This is a genomic window from Brachyspira hampsonii (assembly GCF_001746205.1).
GTDB classification, from domain to species: Bacteria; Spirochaetota; Brachyspiria; order Brachyspirales; family Brachyspiraceae; genus Brachyspira; species Brachyspira hampsonii_B.
Genome location: NZ_MDCO01000001.1, coordinates 531792 through 552380 on the forward strand (window position 1 = coordinate 531792; position 20589 = coordinate 552380).

General features: G+C 27.5%; 14 protein-coding genes, 4 tRNA genes and 1 pseudogene. 10 read left to right on the forward strand and 9 right to left on the reverse strand.

Annotation, left to right across the window (positions count from 1 at the left end):
* Positions 1 to 4 precede the first annotated feature (4 nt).
* The 3 genes from BFL38_RS02375 to BFL38_RS02385 are packed head-to-tail and all read left to right on the forward strand — an operon-like array spanning position 5 to position 3346.
* The gene (locus tag BFL38_RS02375; protein WP_069725548.1) at positions 5 to 1939 is read left to right on the forward strand and encodes a tetratricopeptide repeat protein; all 1935 of its coding nucleotides are present in this window, start codon (positions 5 to 7) and stop codon (positions 1937 to 1939) included.
* A gap of 20 nt (positions 1940 to 1959) precedes the next feature.
* On the forward strand, positions 1960 to 2580 hold the full coding sequence (coaE, locus tag BFL38_RS02380) for a dephospho-CoA kinase (protein WP_069725549.1): 621 nt from the start codon (positions 1960 to 1962) through the stop codon (positions 2578 to 2580).
* Positions 2531 to 3346, forward strand: coding sequence for an SPOR domain-containing protein (locus BFL38_RS02385; protein WP_069725550.1), 816 nt, complete (start codon positions 2531 to 2533; stop codon positions 3344 to 3346). Before coaE ends, BFL38_RS02385 begins: the two co-directional genes overlap by 50 nt.
* 66 nt (positions 3347 to 3412) lie before the next feature.
* Here BFL38_RS02385 and BFL38_RS02390 read toward each other — a convergent pair whose 3' ends face one another.
* The gene (locus BFL38_RS02390) at positions 3413 to 4477 is read right to left on the reverse strand and encodes a thiamine biosynthesis protein (protein ID WP_069725551.1); all 1065 of its coding nucleotides are present in this window, start codon (positions 4475 to 4477) and stop codon (positions 3413 to 3415) included.
* Between the two features lie 748 nt (positions 4478 to 5225).
* Between BFL38_RS02390 and BFL38_RS02395 the strand changes: the two genes are divergently transcribed.
* Entirely contained in the window at positions 5226 to 6524 is a 1299-nt protein-coding gene (locus tag BFL38_RS02395) for a hemolysin family protein (protein ID WP_069725552.1), read from the forward strand.
* Between the two features lie 26 nt (positions 6525 to 6550).
* Here BFL38_RS02395 and BFL38_RS02400 read toward each other — a convergent pair.
* A tRNA-Leu gene (locus tag BFL38_RS02400) sits at positions 6551 to 6632 on the reverse strand.
* Between the two features lie 136 nt (positions 6633 to 6768).
* Between BFL38_RS02400 and BFL38_RS02405 the strand changes: the two genes are divergently transcribed.
* Positions 6769 to 7614, forward strand: coding sequence for a histidinol-phosphatase (locus tag BFL38_RS02405; RefSeq protein ID WP_069725553.1), 846 nt, complete (start codon positions 6769 to 6771; stop codon positions 7612 to 7614).
* A gap of 463 nt (positions 7615 to 8077) precedes the next feature.
* Here BFL38_RS02405 and radA read toward each other — a convergent pair whose 3' ends face one another.
* The 3 genes and pseudogenes from radA to BFL38_RS02420 all read right to left on the reverse strand — a co-directional run bounded on the left by radA (position 8078) and on the right by BFL38_RS02420 (position 12539).
* On the reverse strand, positions 8078 to 9469 hold the full coding sequence (gene radA, locus BFL38_RS02410) for a DNA repair protein RadA (protein ID WP_069725554.1): 1392 nt from the start codon (positions 9467 to 9469) through the stop codon (positions 8078 to 8080).
* 50 nt (positions 9470 to 9519) lie between these two features.
* Positions 9520 to 10434 (reverse strand): annotated as a pseudogene (locus BFL38_RS02415) (Rpn family recombination-promoting nuclease/putative transposase).
* Positions 10435 to 10496: 62 nt separating this feature from the next.
* Entirely contained in the window at positions 10497 to 12539 is a 2043-nt protein-coding gene (locus BFL38_RS02420; RefSeq protein WP_069725555.1) for a GldG family protein, read from the reverse strand.
* Between the two features lie 205 nt (positions 12540 to 12744).
* Here BFL38_RS02420 and BFL38_RS02425 point away from each other — a divergent pair.
* From BFL38_RS02425 to BFL38_RS02440, 4 genes are all read left to right on the forward strand, one after another.
* Positions 12745 to 12817, forward strand: a tRNA-Phe gene (locus BFL38_RS02425).
* 74 nt (positions 12818 to 12891) lie between these two features.
* Positions 12892 to 13605: an RluA family pseudouridine synthase gene (locus BFL38_RS02430; RefSeq protein ID WP_069725556.1), complete on the forward strand. Its 714-nt coding sequence runs from the start codon at positions 12892 to 12894 to the stop codon at positions 13603 to 13605.
* A gap of 84 nt (positions 13606 to 13689) precedes the next feature.
* Positions 13690 to 13762: transfer RNA gene (locus tag BFL38_RS02435), tRNA-Lys, on the forward strand.
* A gap of 26 nt (positions 13763 to 13788) precedes the next feature.
* Positions 13789 to 13862: transfer RNA gene (locus BFL38_RS02440), tRNA-Glu, on the forward strand.
* 409 nt (positions 13863 to 14271) lie between these two features.
* Here the strand turns inward: BFL38_RS02440 and BFL38_RS02445 are convergent.
* The 4 genes from BFL38_RS02445 to BFL38_RS02460 all read right to left on the reverse strand — a co-directional run bounded on the left by BFL38_RS02445 (position 14272) and on the right by BFL38_RS02460 (position 19048).
* Complete coding sequence (locus BFL38_RS02445) at positions 14272 to 16161, reverse strand: tetratricopeptide repeat protein (RefSeq protein WP_069725557.1); 1890 nt, start codon at positions 16159 to 16161, stop codon at positions 14272 to 14274.
* Positions 16133 to 16681, reverse strand: a complete 549-nt coding sequence (gene nusB, locus BFL38_RS02450) for a transcription antitermination factor NusB (RefSeq protein WP_069725558.1) — start codon at positions 16679 to 16681, stop codon at positions 16133 to 16135. Before nusB ends, BFL38_RS02445 begins: the two co-directional genes overlap by 29 nt.
* Before the next feature lie 119 nt (positions 16682 to 16800).
* The gene (locus tag BFL38_RS02455) at positions 16801 to 17358 is read right to left on the reverse strand and encodes an adenylate kinase (protein ID WP_008724503.1); all 558 of its coding nucleotides are present in this window, start codon (positions 17356 to 17358) and stop codon (positions 16801 to 16803) included.
* Between the two features lie 91 nt (positions 17359 to 17449).
* The gene (locus BFL38_RS02460) at positions 17450 to 19048 is read right to left on the reverse strand and encodes a PEGA domain-containing protein (protein WP_069725682.1); all 1599 of its coding nucleotides are present in this window, start codon (positions 19046 to 19048) and stop codon (positions 17450 to 17452) included.
* Positions 19049 to 19369: 321 nt separating this feature from the next.
* On the opposite strand from BFL38_RS02460, the gene BFL38_RS02465 reads away from it, so the two are divergent.
* The gene (locus BFL38_RS02465; protein WP_069725559.1) at positions 19370 to 20566 is read left to right on the forward strand and encodes a pyridoxal phosphate-dependent aminotransferase; all 1197 of its coding nucleotides are present in this window, start codon (positions 19370 to 19372) and stop codon (positions 20564 to 20566) included.
* Positions 20567 to 20589: the final 23 nt, after the last annotated feature.

Consider the following 20589-nt stretch of genomic DNA (forward strand, 5'->3'; position numbering starts at 1 on the left):
AAATATGAAGAAAAATATTTTTAAAAAAAGATTATTGTTAAGTCTTTTTATTTTTCAAATATTGGTTTTTCATGCTTTTTCTCAAAATACTGCAGAAAATGCTTTGAAACTGTATAATGAAAGAAATTATGAAAGTTCCATAAGAATATTAGAATCTCTTAATGTTAAGCCTAGCGATTTAGATTTATATTTATTATTGATAGATAATTATATAAAACTTAATAATTTTGCTATGGCGGAAACTTTAATAGCAGATGCTGAACGATATCATTCAAGAAATTATAGATTGCTTGAAAGAAAGTTAATTATGGAGCTTATGAATAATAGAAATTCAGAGGCGAGAACAACTGTTAATACTATAAAGCAATTAGATAATAAGAATTATATAGCTAATTATGCAGAAGGTGTTCTTAGTGAGAGAGCAGGATATTATCAAACAGCTATGAATATGTATGAAAGGGCTAGGGTTATTAATAGGGTGAGACCTGAGGCTACTGTTTCATTGGCATATTTGTATCTTGCTAATGGCGACAGTAATGCTGCTTTAAAACTATTTAATGAGAATATGACAAATAATCCTAGAATGGCTGAATCTTATTATAATTTAGCTAATTATTATTATTTAAATAAAGAATATAATAAATCTTTAGATGAAATTAATAATGCCCTATTTTACTATACCAATTATAATGATGCTAATATATTGAAAGCTAATGTATTTATTTCTTTAAATAGATACGATGAAGCTATAGCTATATTAGAATATATGCCTGATACAGGGTTTAAAAATAATTCTAAATATTATTATATAGGTAATGTTTATGAGGGGGCTAATAATTATTTGCGGGCTAAAAATGCATATATAAATTACCTTAGAACTAAGCCTGAAGATGAGCTTGGAAGACTTGCATACGAAAGAGTATTGCTGCATACTAATCCTACTCCTGATTATGAGAGGGACAGAGCCGCTTTATACTATGGAAATTTAGCTTCTTACTATACAAGACTTGCAGATAATATAAGAGCTCAGGCATATTTAAAACATATGTTAAAATTAAATCCTGCTAATACTTACGCAAGATTAATGCTTTCAGATGTTTATAGAAGAATGGGCTTGGAAGAAAAATCTTTAGAAGAATTAGAGATAGCAAAAAATGTTAACCCTGAAGAAAAATCTATAATATATAAATATGATAGTTATAAAAGAAGATTAGATAAAAATATAGTTTCAAAATCTTGGGGAATAGAACAATATAATATAGAAACTCCTGGATTCACAGTTGCAATAACAGATACTATTACGGCACAAAAAGATAGTCCTTTATTTTTGAATACATCTTTATATCAGACATTTGCTTATGTACTTCCTCAATTTGGAAGATTTAAAGTATTAGAAATGTATACAAATTATTATGATACAGTAGATTTATATAGAGAACTTAATAGAATAAATGCTGATTATTTTTTAAGAGGCTCTGCTTTTCAAAATAATGATACTTTTACTATTATGCTTGATTTAGTGGATGTTAAGAGTGAAAAAGTTGTTACTAATTTTACTGTTATGACCAGAGGCAGAGAAAAGGTAATGGGTGCTGCTGTTATGGCAGGAAGGGTTATAAATAATAGTATTCCTTTCTATTCAAAAGTTATAAAGATTCATAATGATAATATATACATCAATGCCGGAAGAATGCAGGGTGTAACTAATAATATGAATTTGATTCTTTATGATACATCTACTCCTAGAACTGATTTATCTGCTAGAGGTTATAATAGTGCTGTAGGTATGATAAAGGTTATAACAGCAGATGAGAATGTTTCTTTGGCTAAACTTATAGACGGAAGGCTTTTGAATAAAGTTAATTTAAATCAAATAGTAATGCCTTATATAACAAATACAGTTCAAAGCACTAATACCAATGCTAATGCTGTTAATTAATTTTAAATAGTAAATAGTTTATGGAAAGAAATATCATAGGAGTATATGGACTTATATGCTCCGGAAAAAGTTCATTTTCTAAGATGCTTGCTAAGGAAATGAATGCATTATATATTGATGCCGATTTGATAGGGCATAGAGCTTTAATTGATAATAAAGATAATATAGTAAAAGAGTTCTCAGAATCTATATTAGATGAAAATAATAATATAGACAGAAAAAAACTTGGCAATATAGTGTTTGGCAATTCTAAAAAATTAAAAAGACTTCAGGAACTTAATTATCCGTATATAGAAAATAAAGTAAAAGAGATGGTAGAAAATACAGATAAAGATGTTGTTATAGAAGCGGCACTTATCATGCGAAGTAAAATTCCTTCTATATGCAGCAGCCTAATATATGTCAATGCCAAAACTTCTGATATTATTAAAAGAATGAGAAAAACTAGAAATATTTCAGAAACTGAAGCAAGAAAAAGATTAAAAATGCAAAGAGATGTTAAAAATAATAGATTCAATGCCGATATTCTAATAAACAACATGAAAGATTATAATAATTTAATTATAATCTCTAAAAAATTAGGAAGGTATTATGGAGTTAAATCAAAATCCAAACATAGAAGAAAAAGGATCTTCTATTAATCACAATATTGGCAGAAAAAAAACTCTTTATATAGTTAATTTTACCCCTATAAGATTATTGATATTTTCTATCAGTTCTGTTGCTTTAATTTTATTTATATTTGTATTAGGTTTTCATTTAGGCGGTTCAAAACCTGTTCATGCAAATAATACCGATGATTCTATTGCAGCTTTAATGAGAAATGCTCAGGACAGTGAAAATATGGCATCAACAGAAACAAGTACAGCTGATATGCCTAATGATGACATTACTGCATTAAGTGAATACGATGCTTCAGTTAATAATAATAGCATTATCAGAGAAGGAAATACTTCTGCAGACAGATACAATGAATATACTCAGAATTTGGCTTCTGAATTGGATGCTATCAATGAAAATATTAAAGAAAAAGATACAGCTGGATTGGCACCTAACACAACATATACTCCGCCTCAGCAAATGGCTAGTATAGCTCCTGTTAAGACAACAACTCCTGCAAAGAGTACCGTGCCTTATACTAGAAGTTCTTCATCAGATTCTATATACTTTATACAGGTTGCTGTAGGTTATGACAAAGATAATACTTATTCTGCTAGAGATAGTTTAAAAGCTAAATTCCCAAAAGCATTTATAAAAGAAGAAACTATGTCTGACGGAAAAATGATGTATAAATTAAAAGTAGGCAGATATGAAACTAGAGAAGAAGCTCAGAAGGCTTTAGCTGAAATAAAAAAGATACCAGCATATAAAGATAGTTATATTTATTCCGATAAGAAAGTAAGTTAAATAAAAATATCCTAAAAGTTATAGTGATGCCCTTTTGAATGAATAATTTGAAAGGGTATTATTATTTTAAACTATCTGCTCAAATTTAGTATTTTTAGATTCTTTATTATTTATTTGTATTACTTCATTCTTATATTCTTTACAGTTATTATAGTATGATGCTGTTATTGACAGAATTTCATTTTCCTCTTTTGAAAAATATCCCATTATCATAGCTGACTTATATATTATATCCTTATCAATATTTTCTGCATTATCATCATATATTTCTAAATATCCTAAAGGTCCTCTATTATAATTAGGTTTTAATATTATACAGTTTACTCTTTTTCTTTTTTCAAACGCATCATTTTCTTTTTCATTTCTTCCAAGCAAAAGCTTAACATTTTTATTCATTCTTATATGTCTTCCTATAGCCAAATACTGCATAAGCTCTATATTAAGTATATCTTTTCCATTATTAGAAATTAAATCATTATATCTTCTGGCATATCCTTTATCCACTATAGAACATCCTGCACCTGCAGGTATAGGGTAGTCTGTTATTCCAAACTCTTCTGCCAATTTCATCTGTACATTTCTGCTTCTTCCGTATATATCATAAAGATTTTCTCTGTTTATAAGCCCTTCTTCTTCAGCTTTAGTTATAGGTAAAAGTTTAGCAGATAAGGGTCTTAATAATTTTCCTTCAAGTCCGCTTTCTTTTATAGCATTTATCAAGTCCTGAGATTTCTGACTCATAGGTCTTTGTCCTTTTACTTCTCCTGTCGCTATAAAATCAAATCCTTCATCTTCCATTATTTTTTTAGCAGTTTTAAGCATTAATATATGACAGTCTAAACATGGGTTAATTGCACTTCCATAGCCGTATTTAGGATTTAAAAACATATCTAAATAAACATCTTTTAATGATACAAATCTTATTGGTATATTAAGAAAATCTGCAGCTTTTTTAGCAGGATCTTCACTATATATTTCAAGTAATTCTTCTTTTATGACAGAATATTCCAATCCTGTAACAAATCTTAAAGCAAGCACATCAATATTTTCTCTTTTTAATATAGCGCCTACAAGTGTACTATCTAAGCCTCCGGATAATAGTAAAATAGCTTTTGCCTTTTTATCGCTCATCAAATTTTCCTTTGTTATAAATTTAATTATTATTTAATTTTTATAATATACTAAAATGATTTTATTTTGTCAATGTTTTATTTAATAATTAAAATTATTTAAAAGTTATTTTATTAACTTTTCCCGCCGTAAAAACTGCAAAAGTGCAAATACTGTAATATATGCGTTTTTGTATTTATACAAAATAAATAGTAAGAAAAATTCACTATATTAGATTTTTTCAAAAGTACCTGATAGGATTGTATATAAAATTTTAATTATTTATCAATTATAAAAATAATGTTTTCTATGTTGTATAATTGATATTTTAGTATATGAATATATGTAGTTTTTTACTGCTGACACCATATCTGGACTTTGATTACTCAATTAATAAATAAAATTAGTTTTGAAACAAGTATAATATATTATTAAAAACAAATTAATATTATTAGTAAAATTTTATTTACAAATACTTGAAGTTTTATTTATATTATATTATAATATATATTCATTATTGCTAAAGATAAACTCTCTTATAAATATCTGACAAGTTTTTTAATCAGTTATCAGATGTTAGTTTATCTATTTAAAAATTTAATATATTTTTTATCAGCAATAATAGAAAATAATTTTATTAAGGATAATACTTTCAGTACTTACTCTTTTTATACAAATATTTTAATACCTCCCTCTATAAAATCGTATTATTTTCTTTTCAATTTTTTAAATCTAATAAATATTTTTTTATTTTTAAGGATAAATTAAAATGGATATAATAATAATAATAGTGTTAATACTTTTAAATGGTATTTTTGCCATGTCAGAAATAGCAGTAATTTCTGCAAGAAAATCTTCACTTATGAAAGACAGTAAAGAAGGAAATAAAGGGGCAAAAACAGCATTAACTTTAGCAGATAATCCTGATAAATTTTTATCTACAATACAAATAGGTATAACTTTAATAGGTATATTAACAGGTATTTATTCAGGGGATACTGTTGCTAAAGAGCTTGCCGATTTACTTATAAAAATAAATGTTCCTTCATCTTATTCTTCTATAATAGCTCAGATATTAGTGGTGGCATTAGTAACATATCTTACATTAATATTCGGAGAACTCGTGCCTAAAAGAATAGGAATGGTAATGCCTGAAAGAATAGCAAAAGTTGTTGCGGCTCCTATGACAATACTTTCTAAGATAGGTGCTCCATTTGTATGGGTGTTATCTAATAGTGCATTATTAGTTTCTAGGGTTTTAGGAATAAAAGATGATAAGACTCCTATAACTGAAGAAGAAATAAAATCTATGATAGAAGAGGGAAGACAAGGCGGAGAAGTTAAGGAGATAGAACAGGATATTATAGAGAGAGCTTTCTTTTTGGGAGACAGAAAAATAGAATCTATAATGACGCATAGAAATGATATAGTATTTTTAGATGTCAATATGAGTAATGATGAGATAAAAAAAATAGTATCAAAACATTCTTTTTCTGCTTATCCTGTTGCTGATAAAAATTTGGATAATATTTTGGGAGTTGTAAGGGTAACTGATATATTTGATAAATTGAATAGTTCAAAGGCTAAAATAGAAAAATTTGTGAAGAAAGCCAATTATTTTCATAATAATATGGAAGTTTATTTGGTTCTTGAAGATATGAAAAAGAATAATACAAAAATAGGACTTGTATCAGATGAGTTTGGAAATATAGATGGAATGATTACTCAAAGCGATATATTTGAGGCTTTAGTAGGTTCTGTAACTGAGGGAAAAGACAGTAAAGATATTAGAAAGAGAAAGAATGGAGGTTGGTTTGTGGACGGGCAATGTCCAATGTATGATTTCTTAGAGTATTTTGAAATAGAAGATGAAAATGCTTCCAATCATTATAATACTATAAGCGGTTTAATATTAGAATTATTACAGCATGTGCCTAGAGAGGGTGAATCTTTAGAATGGAAAAATTTAAATTTAGAAATAGTTGATATGGACGGGGCCAGAATAGATAAGGTGATAGTAAATAAAATAGAAAATACTGATAAAGATAATAACTCAGAAAATAAATAGTATTAGAAATATTGAATAAAAATATTTGCTCGAGACTGGACTTGAACCAGCACGGTGTTACCCGACAGCACCTCAAGCTGTTGTGTCTACCTATTCCACCACCCGAGCTTAAATATTTAAATATTAACGAAGACAATTATATATTAAATTGTTATTTTGTCAAATATTTTCAATTCTGTATTTAAAAAAATATTTTTTAATATATATTTATATTATTGTTTATTTTATTATATAAGGAATATAAATGAAATACATATCAAATTTGCATACACATACTATATACTGCGACGGTAAAAATACGGTTGAAGAAAATATACAATATGCTATAGATAAAGAATTAATAAGTTTAGGTTTTTCAGGGCATTCTCATTTTTATATAGATGATACTTCTATGTCTGAAGAAAATACTATTAAATATTTAAATAATATAAAAAAAGCAAGAGATATTTATAAAGATAAAATACAGATTTATTTGGGAATAGAAGGTGATTATTATTCAAATTTAAATAAGGATACTGATAAAGAAATGGGACTTGATTATAGAATAGGTTCTGTACATTATATTGATGATAGTCATAATTCGTACTTTCCTATAGATATGTCAAGAGATACTTTTAATGAAACTATAAATCATTTTGGCAATATTAAAGAAGTTATTTTTAGATATTATGATAATGTTATAAAAATGATAGAAACTCAAAAACCGGATATCATAGGTCATTTAGATTTGGTGAAAAAATATAATTTGAATAAAGAATATTTTACTGAAGAAGAAGATTGGTATATAGAAAAGGCAGATGAAGTTATAGATGTTATTGAAAAGAGTAAATGCATAGTTGAAATAAATACTAAACTAATGAACAAAAATAATTTGAATGCACATTATCCTAATAAAAGAATTATAAAAAAATTATTAGAGAAGAATGTACCTATTACTATAAATTCAGATGCTCATCAATGTAATAATATAGATAATTTTTATTTTGAAACTGCTGATGAACTAAATAAACTTGGTGTGAAATCTATAAAAATGTTAATAGATAATGAGTTTAAAGATATTGATATAAGTAAATTAGGTGAGAATGTATAATAATAATTTATATAATTAACTATTTAGATACTAGGTTAGTTAAAGCTTTAACTTAAATTTAGTTTAATTATAAAAGTCATAGTAGATAAATTTTTATTAAATTATTGATCTTATCACCGCACGGTAAACAAAATTTTTAATATAAAATAATTAAAAATCAAAATTTCAATTATAAATATATATCTTTATTTAACGTGCGTTAAATAAAGCAAAAATCCTAATAAAATTTGGGTAGGCATGCTTTTATAAATTGGCTAAAAAAATTAATAAAAACTTTTATATGCAGTTAAAATTAAAAAGTATAATGGGTGGGTTTTTTAAAAGAACTTTATATTTAAAAATCTATTTACATACCCCACCCTTTATTATTTAAAGCTTTAATTGAAATTCTAATTTAAACAATTTTATAGTTTAATTAGAAAAAGCACACCCGCCCAAGTCTTTTTTAATTCGTAAATTTTTATTAATTTCCAATACCAAGCCTTTTAACGGCTTCAGATATATGATCTATACCTATTATCTTTATATTACCCGGATTTTTAATTTCTTTTACAGCTCTCTTTGATATGTACACTTCTTTAAGAGAGAATTTCTGCATCTCTTTTATCCTTCTTTCTATAAATCTAACCGGTCTTACTTCACCGGAAAGCCCCAATTCTCCAATATAAGCAGTAGTTCTCTGGATTGATATTCCTGACATACTTGAAGCTATTGCCATTGCTATTGCTAAATCACTTGCGGTTTCTTTTACATTGAGTCCGTTTGCTATGTTTATGTATACATCTTGATTTGAAAGATTTAAATGTGCCCTTTTTTCTAGTATCGCTATTATTATTAGAAGTCTGTACTGATCATAACCTATAGTAAGCCTTCTAGGATATCCGAATGCACTGCTTCCTACTAATGCCTCTTGTTCTACGCAAAATACTCTGCTTCCTTCTATTACAGGAGTTATAACATTTCCAGCAAATACTGATTCATTGATGCCTCTTGTGAATACTCTTGAAGGATCTTTTACTTCCATTAATCCTTTTTCTGCCATCTCGAATATTCCAACCTCATCAACAGCACCGTAACGATTCTTCACAGCTCTTAATATTCTGTATATTCCTTTATCATCGCCCTCAAAATATAATACGCAGTCTACAATATGTTCTAGTATCTTGGGTCCTGCTATAGTACCTTCTTTTGTTATATGACCTACTAAAAATATTGTTATGTTTTTTAATTTGGCAGTCTGCATCAAAGCCCAAGCACAGTTTTTTATTTGTGCTGGGGAGCCTGCTATGCTATTTGTAGAAGGACTGTATATTGTTTGTATAGAGTCTATTATAGCAAGAGATGGAGTATCATCTAATAAAGTATTTATTATATTATCACAGTTAGATTCTGAAGATATTAAAAAGTCAGAATCTTCTAATGTGAGTCTGTCTGCTCTTAATTTTATTTGTTCAAGAGATTCTTCTCCTGTGAAATAATAAACCTTTTCATTTTTAGCAATATTAGAGGCAGTTTGAAGGAGTAGGGTAGATTTACCTATTCCAGGCTCTCCGCCTATTAATATAACGCTTCCCTGTACTATTCCTCCGCCTAATACTCTGTTAAGCTCATCTATATTTGTTGATATTCTAGTTCTGTCATTAGTTTTTATTTTTTTTAATGGGGTTAATGATGCTTTATCAGTATTAGCTGATGCGGAAGTTCTTTCTCTTATGGATTTATTGTTGTCCTGAGACGGCTCTGTAACAGGTTTTAAGCTATTCCAAGAACCGCATGAAGGACATTTCCCCATCCAATTAATTGTGCTTTCTCCGCAATTATCGCATACGAATATAGTGTTATTTTTCTTAGCCATATTTTTGTTAATTTTATTTATTTTGTTTATAACAACTGCTAGTATTATTATTATATACTATCAGTTTCTTGTATACTTAATCCTGTATATTTAGAAATTTTATCAAAATCTATTCTATCTTTCTTCATATTTTTAGCCATAGATATTGCTTTATTTTTTTCACCTTGTTCTATACCTTTTCTAATGCCTTCTTCAATTCATAATTTTCTTTCTTCTTCAAGCATTATTTGATTACCGTATAAATATGCCTGCCTTTTATCATATTCATTCATCATTAATCTATCTTTAATAAAGTTATTGTATCTTTTTTGTACTTATTCCATTATAGGTTTTTTTCTTACTATATAAGACATAATAACCTCCTTATTATCTTTTTCTTTCATTGTGAAAAAATTAAGCCAACAGTTTAAATCCGGCTGTAATAAATTATATTGAAATTTGTCGAGTTCAATTATATGAATTTGTAAATGATCTGTCAATAATCTATTATTAAGCGTTTCATAAATCATATAGCATGAATGAATATTATTTGAATCATCTAAATTAAAGTTAAGTAAATTAATACTAATTACAGGAGTTAAAGCATCGTATTTTTCTACATGTTTTAATAATTTACTGTAATTTGAAGCCCAATAATATAATATTCGTTCTGGAAATCTTGAATTGCCTTGAAGCTGAATTTCTATTATCACTACTGTACCATTTTGTGTAATGCATTTAACATCAAGGCGTCTGCGACATCTGTCCACCTTGCGTGCTGCCTTCGGTGCTATTGTTTCTTTATTTTGATAATTTTCTTTATAGTTAAAAGGTGTAAGAATTTCAACAGCCCTAAAAGTTTTCATATTAGAAGCAAGCATTATTGAATTAATAAAGTCAAGCAGTATAGGATTACTATTTGCCGATGAGAATAGATATCTCACAAAGTAATCATTTAAAACATTAATATCTTTTGTTTTTTTCATAATTTTATTATAACAAAAGAGTGTAAATTGTCAAAGCGAAAAATAATTATAAAGCTTTAAAATTATTCAGTTTTGCTGTTAAACTTCTCAAAAATTTTCTGTCTTCTTTTCTTATCCGAACTCCATAACATAAGCCCAAATACTATAATTGCAGCAGGAAGCATAACTATATTTATTACTCTTACAAAAAGTTTAACTGTTTCAGGTACTTGATAAGGAGGGTTAAATACGGCTCCTTTTCTTCTTATGCTCATAAGTCCTGTATCACCTGCCATATAATCAACTAAATTCATTAGGAATATTTTATTAGCAGTATAAGCACTGTTTTTTGCCATTTCATAAGAACCAACAACTATAACTCTTCCGCTTGTAGTAGAGTTTATTCTGTTTATACCGCTGTTAATATTATTTTGGGCATTTGTTGAAGAAGGTATATCTTTTCCAGCAAATGCACTATTCATCTTTCCTTCAAAAGAAGCTGCTAAAAGTCTTTTTGATAATCTGCTTGAATCCTGAGGCATTCCTGTCATAGAAGATGCAAAGTTTTCTGTTTCAACCCAGCTTTTACCGCTAGTATAAATAAGAGGTGTAACTTTTATATCTGTATTATTTGTATTTGTTATAATTTCTGATGATATAGGTGTGAGAAGAAGATTGATACTCTTAGTTATATCATTTTTGGCATTTATATTTTCAGAAGCTATCAAAGGTATATAGTACATTTTTTGTTCCGGCATACCTTGCTGTAATTGAGCCTTATATGCATTATCATCAAATATCATATTTTCTGCTACAGTAAATCCATAATTATTAAGTATTTCATTAAGTCTGTTTGTAACAGGTATAAGTTTAGGACCATACATCTGAGCAGCAGGATCATCTTGATTTATCTCTACACCATTAAGCATAAATAATACAGGCTTTCCGCTCATAATAAACTGATCCAATTTATATAATTCATAATCGCTGAATGCAGTTTTACTTCCTGCTATAATCAATGCATCTATACTAGAAGGTATATCATTCAATGCTATATCAACAGCTTCAAAATTATAATTGCCCTGTATTTCAGTTACATATTCGCTTACACTGTCATAAGCATCATTAGGATTTCCTCCGAATTGAGGCGGTATTGTTATATAATTAGCTTCTTCATGTCCTTGTACATATCCTATGGTTGCTTTAAGTCCAAGTATACTGTCTATATTTTTTGATATTTCATTTTTTATTTCATCGAAGGCTCCATACAATATGTATGATGTTGAAAGCTGTCTTATATCATCTCCATTTTCTAAAACTAATGAAAAATAAGCACTTCCTTTATTTGCTACTATATTTCCATTAGGATCTTTTATATCGTCCCATTCAATTTTTTTAATATTAAGTTTTTTTAATAATTCTTCATTTTCAGGGCTAGGGTTAGACATATCTACATTTATAAATCTTACTTTATTCATTAAATCTATATTAGCATCAGCAACAGCCTTCATAATAGAGTCAGGTATAAGCTCAAACGCTCCTATAGGAAGAAGATCATATATTTCTTTTGAAGATACATAATAAACATTCAAATTATTTTCTAATCTTGCTAATCTGTCATTTTTATCCATCATTTTTCTTATTGTTGTATCTATATTGTATTCTAAACCTTCAGTTGATTGTACGAATGGTATTGTTTCTATGGAATCACCATATATGAAAGAAAGTCCCATATATGCTACTTTAGTTTGAGTTTGATCCTTTTCTAATACGCTTATTTGTGTAGGATTTATTCTGTACTGATTGGCTAAATCTGAATGTTTTGATGCATCTATTACTTCAAAGCTAATATTTTTTCCGCCTGCTGCTTTATATCCTTCAAATAAATCTTTTATGTACTTTTCATAAGTAGAAAATGGCGGCGGTAAATTTGGTGTAACAAAAAATTTTACACTCATTGGTTCTTTTAAATTTTTAACTAAATTCTTACTTTCTTTACTCAAAGAATAAACTTTATCTTTGGTTAAATCTATCATAGGAGTAAATTGATTTGCTATTGCATTTATTAATATTATAATTACAACTATTAATGAAAATGTTATTATTCTGTCTTTTTTCTTTGTCATATATTACCTGCATATAAAATGATAAAATTATAATATTCTGACTGCATCTATAAATCAGAAATAGTAAAAAATTTCTATATATTATATATTTAATATGGCTATTTGTCAAAATATATAACTTATAAACCAAAAAAAATATTTTTTGTAATAATTTTTAATTCATTGCTTGACATTTTTTATTTGTATGCTATAATAACTTTCACTTGCCTAGTTAGCTCAGTTGGTAGAGCAAAGGACTGAAAATCCTTGTGTCTAGGGTTCGATTCCCTGACTAGGCACATTCCCCCCGTCGCCAATATAATAAGTCAATTATATACTATATAACTCTTAATAAATAATAATGGCAAATAATATGAATATAGAAAAAGAAATGAGTAATTATATTAATCCGCTCTATGAGGATAATCATATAATAGCAGCTGTAAAGCCGCCTAATATACCTACACAAGGCGATATAACAGGTGATGTTTCTTTTTTTGAGAATGTTAAAGATTATATAAAAATAAAGTACAATAAAAAAGGAAATGTATTTTTAGGACTTGTGCATAGATTGGACAGACCTGTGTCAGGAGTCATAGTATTTGCCAAAACTTCAAAGGCTGCTTCAAGATTAAGCGAAGCTATAAGAGATAGAAAATTTGAAAAGAATTATTATGCTGTTGTTAATGGTATACTATTAGAAAAAGAAGGTAAGCTTGAAAATTATCTCATTAAGAAAACAAATAAATTGGGTAATATAGCTCAGGTTGTTTTCGAGAATACCAAAAATGCCAAAATAGCCAAATTAAAATATAATGTTATAAAAGAGGATATAATAAAAAATTTAAGTTTGTTAAAAATAGAATTAGAAACAGGCAGGTTCCATCAGATAAGGGTTCAGCTTGCTAATATAGGTCATGCTATATACGGCGATAGGAAGTACGGAAGTTATATAAAGTATGATAGAAATGATGTACCTTTGGCTTTATTTGCTAAAAGTCTTAAATTTCCTCATCCTACAAAAGATGAAGAAATACATGTTGAAGCTGATTTGCCTTTAAATAATCCTTGGAATATATTTAATTAATGGAAAAAAAATCTATTTTCTACTTGACAAAAAATTAATAATATAGTATTATATACAAACATTTGAAAGAATGTGAAAATAACCGGGCCAATAGCTCAGTCGGTAGAGCATCGCCCTTTTAAGGCGGTTGTCGAAGGTTCGAACCCTTCTTGGCTCATATCAAACTTTAGTTCTTTAATATATGCCGGTGTGGTGAAGAGGTTTAACACACAGGATTTTCATTCCTGCACTCGCGGGTTCGAAACCCGTCACCGGTTCATTGCTGCCGTACTGATAATTAGTACGGCTTTTTTGTATTATTATTGTTAGCTAGTTTATCGCTTTAAAAAGCTATAATATAATTAATTTTTATTAGTGATATTAGCAATAATAAAAAAATAATAATTTTTGAATACTAGAAAAGCCAAATATAAAAATTGTGAGCGTATAGCAAATCCATTTGCTGTACATTTTTAGCGAACAATTTTTATTAGCAATAATAAAAAAATAATAATTTTTGAATACTAGAAAGCCAAATATAAAAATTGTGAGCGTATAGCAAATCTATTTGCTATACATTTTTAGCGAACAATTTTTATTAGCAATAATAAAAAAATAATAATTTTAAAATAATAAAGCAGAATAGTTTAAATATTCTGCTTATTTTTATATTACTTATATTAATTATTAATACATAAGTTCTTTTTTGCTAAGTACCTGTCTTAAACCGTCTTTAGCCTGAGAATTTCCGCTGTCATAGCTTAAAGCATTTCTATAGCTTTCTTCAGCATTATCAAGCTCATTCATCCTGTAATAACATTTACCTAAAACTAAATTAATGTCAAACATATCCCTTTTTGATGATGCCAAATTTAACGCTTCATTATAGGCATATATAGCTTCATTATATTGAAGTCTTCTATAAGAAAATGCTCCGTAAAGCATATAATTTTCAACACTAGGAGACATCTCTACTAATTGTCTGTAATAGGCAGAAGCATCATTATAAGAGCGTATTTCTTCCATCATTGTAGCTAATGTTATCCAAGCATTTTCTCTTACTAATGTAGTGTTATTTTCATCATTAGCAGCTATGAGCAATGATTCTTTTGATTTTTCATAATTTTTGGTTTTATAATAAAGCATTCCGGCTCTGTATATACTTTCTCTGTCCTTAGGGTATTTAGAAAGCGTGTAATTATAATAATTTAATGCCTCATTATTATTACCTATACTTTCATAATAAATAGCTAATGTTCTGCTAGGGAAGGCATTTCCAACATCTTCGGCAATAGAGTCTTTTAATAATTTTATTCCTTTATCAGAGTTTCCGTAGTATAATTCCAATTCTCCAAGTCTAGGCATAAATATAGCATTATTAGTTTCTATACCATATATTTCCTGATAGTATCTTAAAGATGATATAAAATCTTTTTGCCTGTATGTGATATCTCCAAGTCTTTCCAATGCAGTTTTATATAAATCATCTTTATTATCAGCCATTATAATTTTTTTATAATTTGATTCTGCTTCTTTTAACATACTTCCTTTGTAGTATGCATTAGCAAGCAAACCTATAGCTTCATAAGTATTGGTGTAATCTTTCATTTTTACCAATTTTAAATAATATTTTATAGCCCTGTCATAAGTATTTTCTTTTTCATATAATTCACCCAAGGCAAGTATTGTATCCACATCATTAGGGTTTTGTTCTAATATCTGCTCATATACTTTTTTTATTCCGTCATAATCTTCAACCTGCTCATATATTTTCACAAGTCTTTTTATAGAGTCTGGTTTTGTATCTGAGTTAGCCAAACTTTTTAAATACATTTCTATAGCACTGTCAGTATCTCCTGATATTACATATATATCTCCTAATATTGTAGCAGCCTTATCAGCATATTCTCCTTTGCTTCTTCTCACTAATTTAGTTAAAGTATCATAAGCAACACTTTGGAAACCTTCATTAAGTGCTATTAATCCTACATAAAATAAAGCCTCATCATTTTCTTCTAAATTTAAAACTCTCTCATAATATCCTTTAGCTAAACGAGGCAGATCTCTTTCCATATAAAATCTTCCCAATGTGAGCAGACTAGGTATATAATTGCTGTTTATTGATAATGAAGTTTCCAATGATACTAAAGCTTCATCATACATTTCTTTTTTGAGATATGATATTCCTAAATTATGTTTTAACTGCTCATCTAAATACAATGAATTTGTCATAGTATTAAATATTTTTATAGCATCATCATAATCTTTAGTTTCATTGTATATTTTTCCTAGAAGTATATTAGCTTCATATTCTTTTTTAGGATCTATTGTATTTCTTATTTCTTTTTTCAATATGGATTTGGCTTTATTATAATCTTTATTGTCATAATATTCTTTAGCCAAAGTATAATCATCTACAATTTGAGAATTTAGTTTTACTTTTCCCTGTATTATTGCTACATTTAAAGATATTATAGCTATTAAACCTAATGCACCTATAGATAATATAAAAACTATCATTTGAATATTTTTATATTTGGCCAATCTTTTATTGTATGTCTTTTTCTTGTATACCATCTAAAATCCCATTTACAAATTTATAAGAATCTTTATCGCTAAAAATTTTAGAAATTTCTACAGCCTCATCTATTACTACAGATTTAGGTATATCTTTCAAAAATATTAGCGAGTATATTGACATTCTAATAATTGATTTATCTACATATTGTATTCTTTTTATATCCCAATTATCAGAATATTTTTCTATTAAATTATCTATTCTTTCTAAATTATTTATAGTTCCTTCTACTAAAGTTCTAGTGAATGCGAATATATTTTCAGGTATTTTTTTATCATAATCAAAACTAAGTATTTCATCTATATTTTCTTTTCTATCATTAATTTCATAGGAATATAATGACATAACAGCATATATTCTAGCCTGTCTTCTTGCTCCGTAAGATGATAAATCTAAATCTTTGATATTTTCTTTATTTTTAGATTTTATTATCATTTTTTTCTTAACAGCTTTTCTAGGGAGAGCTTCAGTATTTTCAATTTCATTATTATTATTATTTATATCTTTTTCTTCAGACATATACAAACCTGCTGATAATATTTCTTTTTTATATTTTCGGAATATATATCATAAAAATAATTTGCATATAAAAAAGGCTATGATTATAAATCATAGCCTAAAAATATAATAATTATAAATTATAATACATCTAATTCTTTTTTTATCTTAGCATACACTTCTTCAGGAGTGCCTATACTCTCTATTTTTATTATTTTTGCTTTATCTTTATAATAATCTAATACAGGCTTGCTTTGATTTTCAAACACTTTTAATCTGTTTTTAATTGTTTCTTCATTATCATCGGCACGGCCTCTTTTTAATAATCTTTCTATGATTACCTCTTCTGAAACATATATATCTATTACAGCAGATATTTTATAGTTAAGACTTTCTAATATATTAGATAATTCTTTAGCTTGTTCTATAGTTCTAGGGAAACCATCAAGCATAAATCCATTTTTACAGTCATCTTTTTTTATTCTGTCTTTAAGCATATCAATTACTAAACTGTCAGGTACCAATTCCCCTTTATCCATATATGATTTAGCTGTTTTTCCTAATTCTGTGCCATTTGAAATATTATCCCTTAACATATCGCCTGTAGCAATATGTGATATGTGATAATCTTTTTCTATTAATGCAGATTGAGTTCCCTTTCCAACTCCGGGAGCTCCTATAAAAATTATATTAAGCATATTATAACTCCTAAAATTATATATTATTTAGTAGTATAGTAAATAATAATGTTTTGTCAAATATAATTTAGAATTTTATTTATATTGGCAGCTACCACCGCCATGCATACATAAGGTTAACTCCGCTGTAATCTGCATTAAATGAAAGTTCCTCAACAGAAAAATTGCTTTCATTTATCCAAAGCATATAATATACTCCGGCAGTTAAAGCAAAAGCACCTGTTATTACCATTCCAGCTATATATATATTCATTGCAGTATTGTAATTATTTAAATTTACAGGCGGTCTGTTAGCGTCATTTTTATATTGATTATAATAATTAACCATAGTGGAATCTAATATTTCCCCAGCATATATATATGTTCCAACGGTAAATATTGCACTTGCTATAGTGAGTCCTAAAAATATTTTTGTATTTCTTTCATAATTTTTAAATATTTTGTCAGTCAAAGTAGGTTCATAATATTTTTTCATATTAGGTGTGAGAACTAGGGAGTTTGTGCTGTTTACTGTAAATGTTCCATAATAATCTATATAATTTGTGTTTGTTATTTTTATAGAATATGTTCCGAAACCGAAATACCTATTTATTACATTAGTTGGAGTTTCTTTTACTCCATTAATAATTACAGAACTTTCTTCTTCTCCTGGTATATTTATCTGAACCCTTGCACTTTCACTTAATTCTTGTAATTTGAAATTAAGAAGAATGTTTTCATTTGGCTTTTCAAATGAAAGCATAGTATCTATGGTTTCATAATATTCTTTTTTTATTGTAAATCTGTGATTATTCGTTGTTAATGCCGGCACATATAATGTTTGTCCGCTTTTTCCTATAAATACATCATCTACATATACAAAAGCATCTTCCGGGCTTACATCTATTGCTATAACTCCTGTTTTATCTAAATAACTTATTTTGTTTGCTATTTCCAATGCATAATTTGGTATTTGCTCATCAATTTTTGCTTCCGGTATTGTTATAGAATATGATGTTATTTTTCTATCTTTAATATATGCTATGTATGTTACAACATTTATATTGGGTCTATCATACTTTATTGAGCCGAATACTGCTATATCAGAATCCCTAGTGAATATATATTTTTTTATATCATCTCCGAAATATTCATAGTAAGTTTTACCTATATCTACTTTTTGAATAAAATCATTGGTGCCTTTTAATATTACATTACTTCCATTATAATCAAATAGCATTTCATTGGTTTCTAAGAAAAACCCTTCAGTATCTGGTGTAATTAATTGAACATTACTTCTTACATCTCCCCAATTAGTATAAGTTGTGGTTTCATAATTAGTGATAATAGTTATATTGCTCCCTTCGCTTCTGCTGGTATAAGTTATGTTGGTAAATTGAAATACTTTATAATTGTATGCTTTTTCAAAATCTACAGGAATAATTGTGTAATTAGTTTCTGACTGAAGTCTTAATGTTTTATTATATTCTATTTGATTTGCTACGGCATCAGCTACTGCGAAACATAAATAATTATAATTTGTATTATCTCCTAGATTAGTATATATAAATATGTCTATTTTTACATTTTCTTCAGTTGTATAGTAAGGTCTTACTTTTTCTATTGTAATGGGTTTTCCGCCGAAAGGATATAGCGGAAGATATAGTAAAACAGCTGCGATTATTAATGTTATAATTTTATTTATATGCATACCTAAAATTAATTCTTTTATTTTATCGGTCATTTTATATCAAAAAACATCTTTTATCAATATTTTTTAATATTTTATTAACTTATCTCAAAAAAATAATTTACAGCTATTGTAATTCAATAATTATAATACTAGCTTTCACTTTATAATATGATTTTATATATTTTTAATATAATTTTTATTCATAGATAATGTTATATTTGATGATTTTTTTCTATTTATTTATTAATAATGAAATAAAATATCTTGACAATTTTTATTGTTTCGTATATATTTAATTAGTTAAAAAATTACTGTTTATAATAATTACGGAGAGCCATTATGGATATATCTAAAAGAATTCAGAGATTAAAAGTTTCACCTGTTAGAAAGTTAAATCCTTATGCTGAAGATGCTGTAAAAAGAGGTATAAAAATATATCATCTTAATGTAGGTCAGCCTGATATAGAAACACCTAAAATATTTTTTGAAGCTATATCTAAATACAGCGGAAAAACTCTTAAATATGAACATTCAAGAGGTATGAAGCCGCTTATTAATAAAATTCAAGCATATTATGATAAATTAGGTACCCATTATGAGGAAGAAGATATAGTAATTACTAGCGGAGGTTCTGAGGCTATATCTTTTGCTATGCTTGCTATATTTGACGAGGGTGATGAGATATTAGTATCTGAGCCTTTATATGCGAATTATAAAAGTTTTTATGATGTTTATGATATAAAATATAATGCGGTAAGAACTTATGCTGAAGACGGTTTCCATCTTCCTAGCCGTGAAGAGATAGAAAAACATATTACTCCTAAAACTAAAGCATTTATGCTTGCTAATCCTTCCAACCCTACAGGTGTTGTTTATACTCAAAGAGAGTTGGACGATATTGCTTATATAGCTAAGAAATATGATTTATATATTATAAGTGATGAAGTATATAGAGAATTTGTATATGGAGATAGAAAAGCTATTAGTTTTTGTACTTATAAAGATTTAGAAGAAAATGTTATTATAATAGATTCTATATCAAAAAGATTCTCAGCATGCGGAGCTAGGGTAGGCTGTCTTATAAGTAAAAATAAAAAATTGATGACAGCTATATTTAGAGAATGTCAGGCTAGATTATGTCTTCCTACATTGGATATGATAGGAGCTGCTGCTTTATATGATTTGCCTGATAATTATTTTGACGAGGCTTTAAAAGAGTACGATCATAGAAGAAAGATCATATTTGAAGAGCTTGCTACTATGGAAGACGTTGTTGCTAAGGAGCCTGAGGGAGCTTTTTATGTTCTTGCTAAACTTCCTGTAAAAAATGCTGAAAACTTTATTATATGGCTTTTAAAAGATTTTAATATAAATAATGAAACTGTAATGTTTGCACCCGCGGAAGGATTTTATGCTACTGAAGGATTAGGAAAAGATGAGGTTAGAATTTCCTATGCTTTAGATTCTCAAGATTTAAAGAAATCAATGCATATACTTAGAGAAGCGTTGATTAAATATAGGGAAATAGATAAATAATAGTCTTATAAATATAAAGAGAA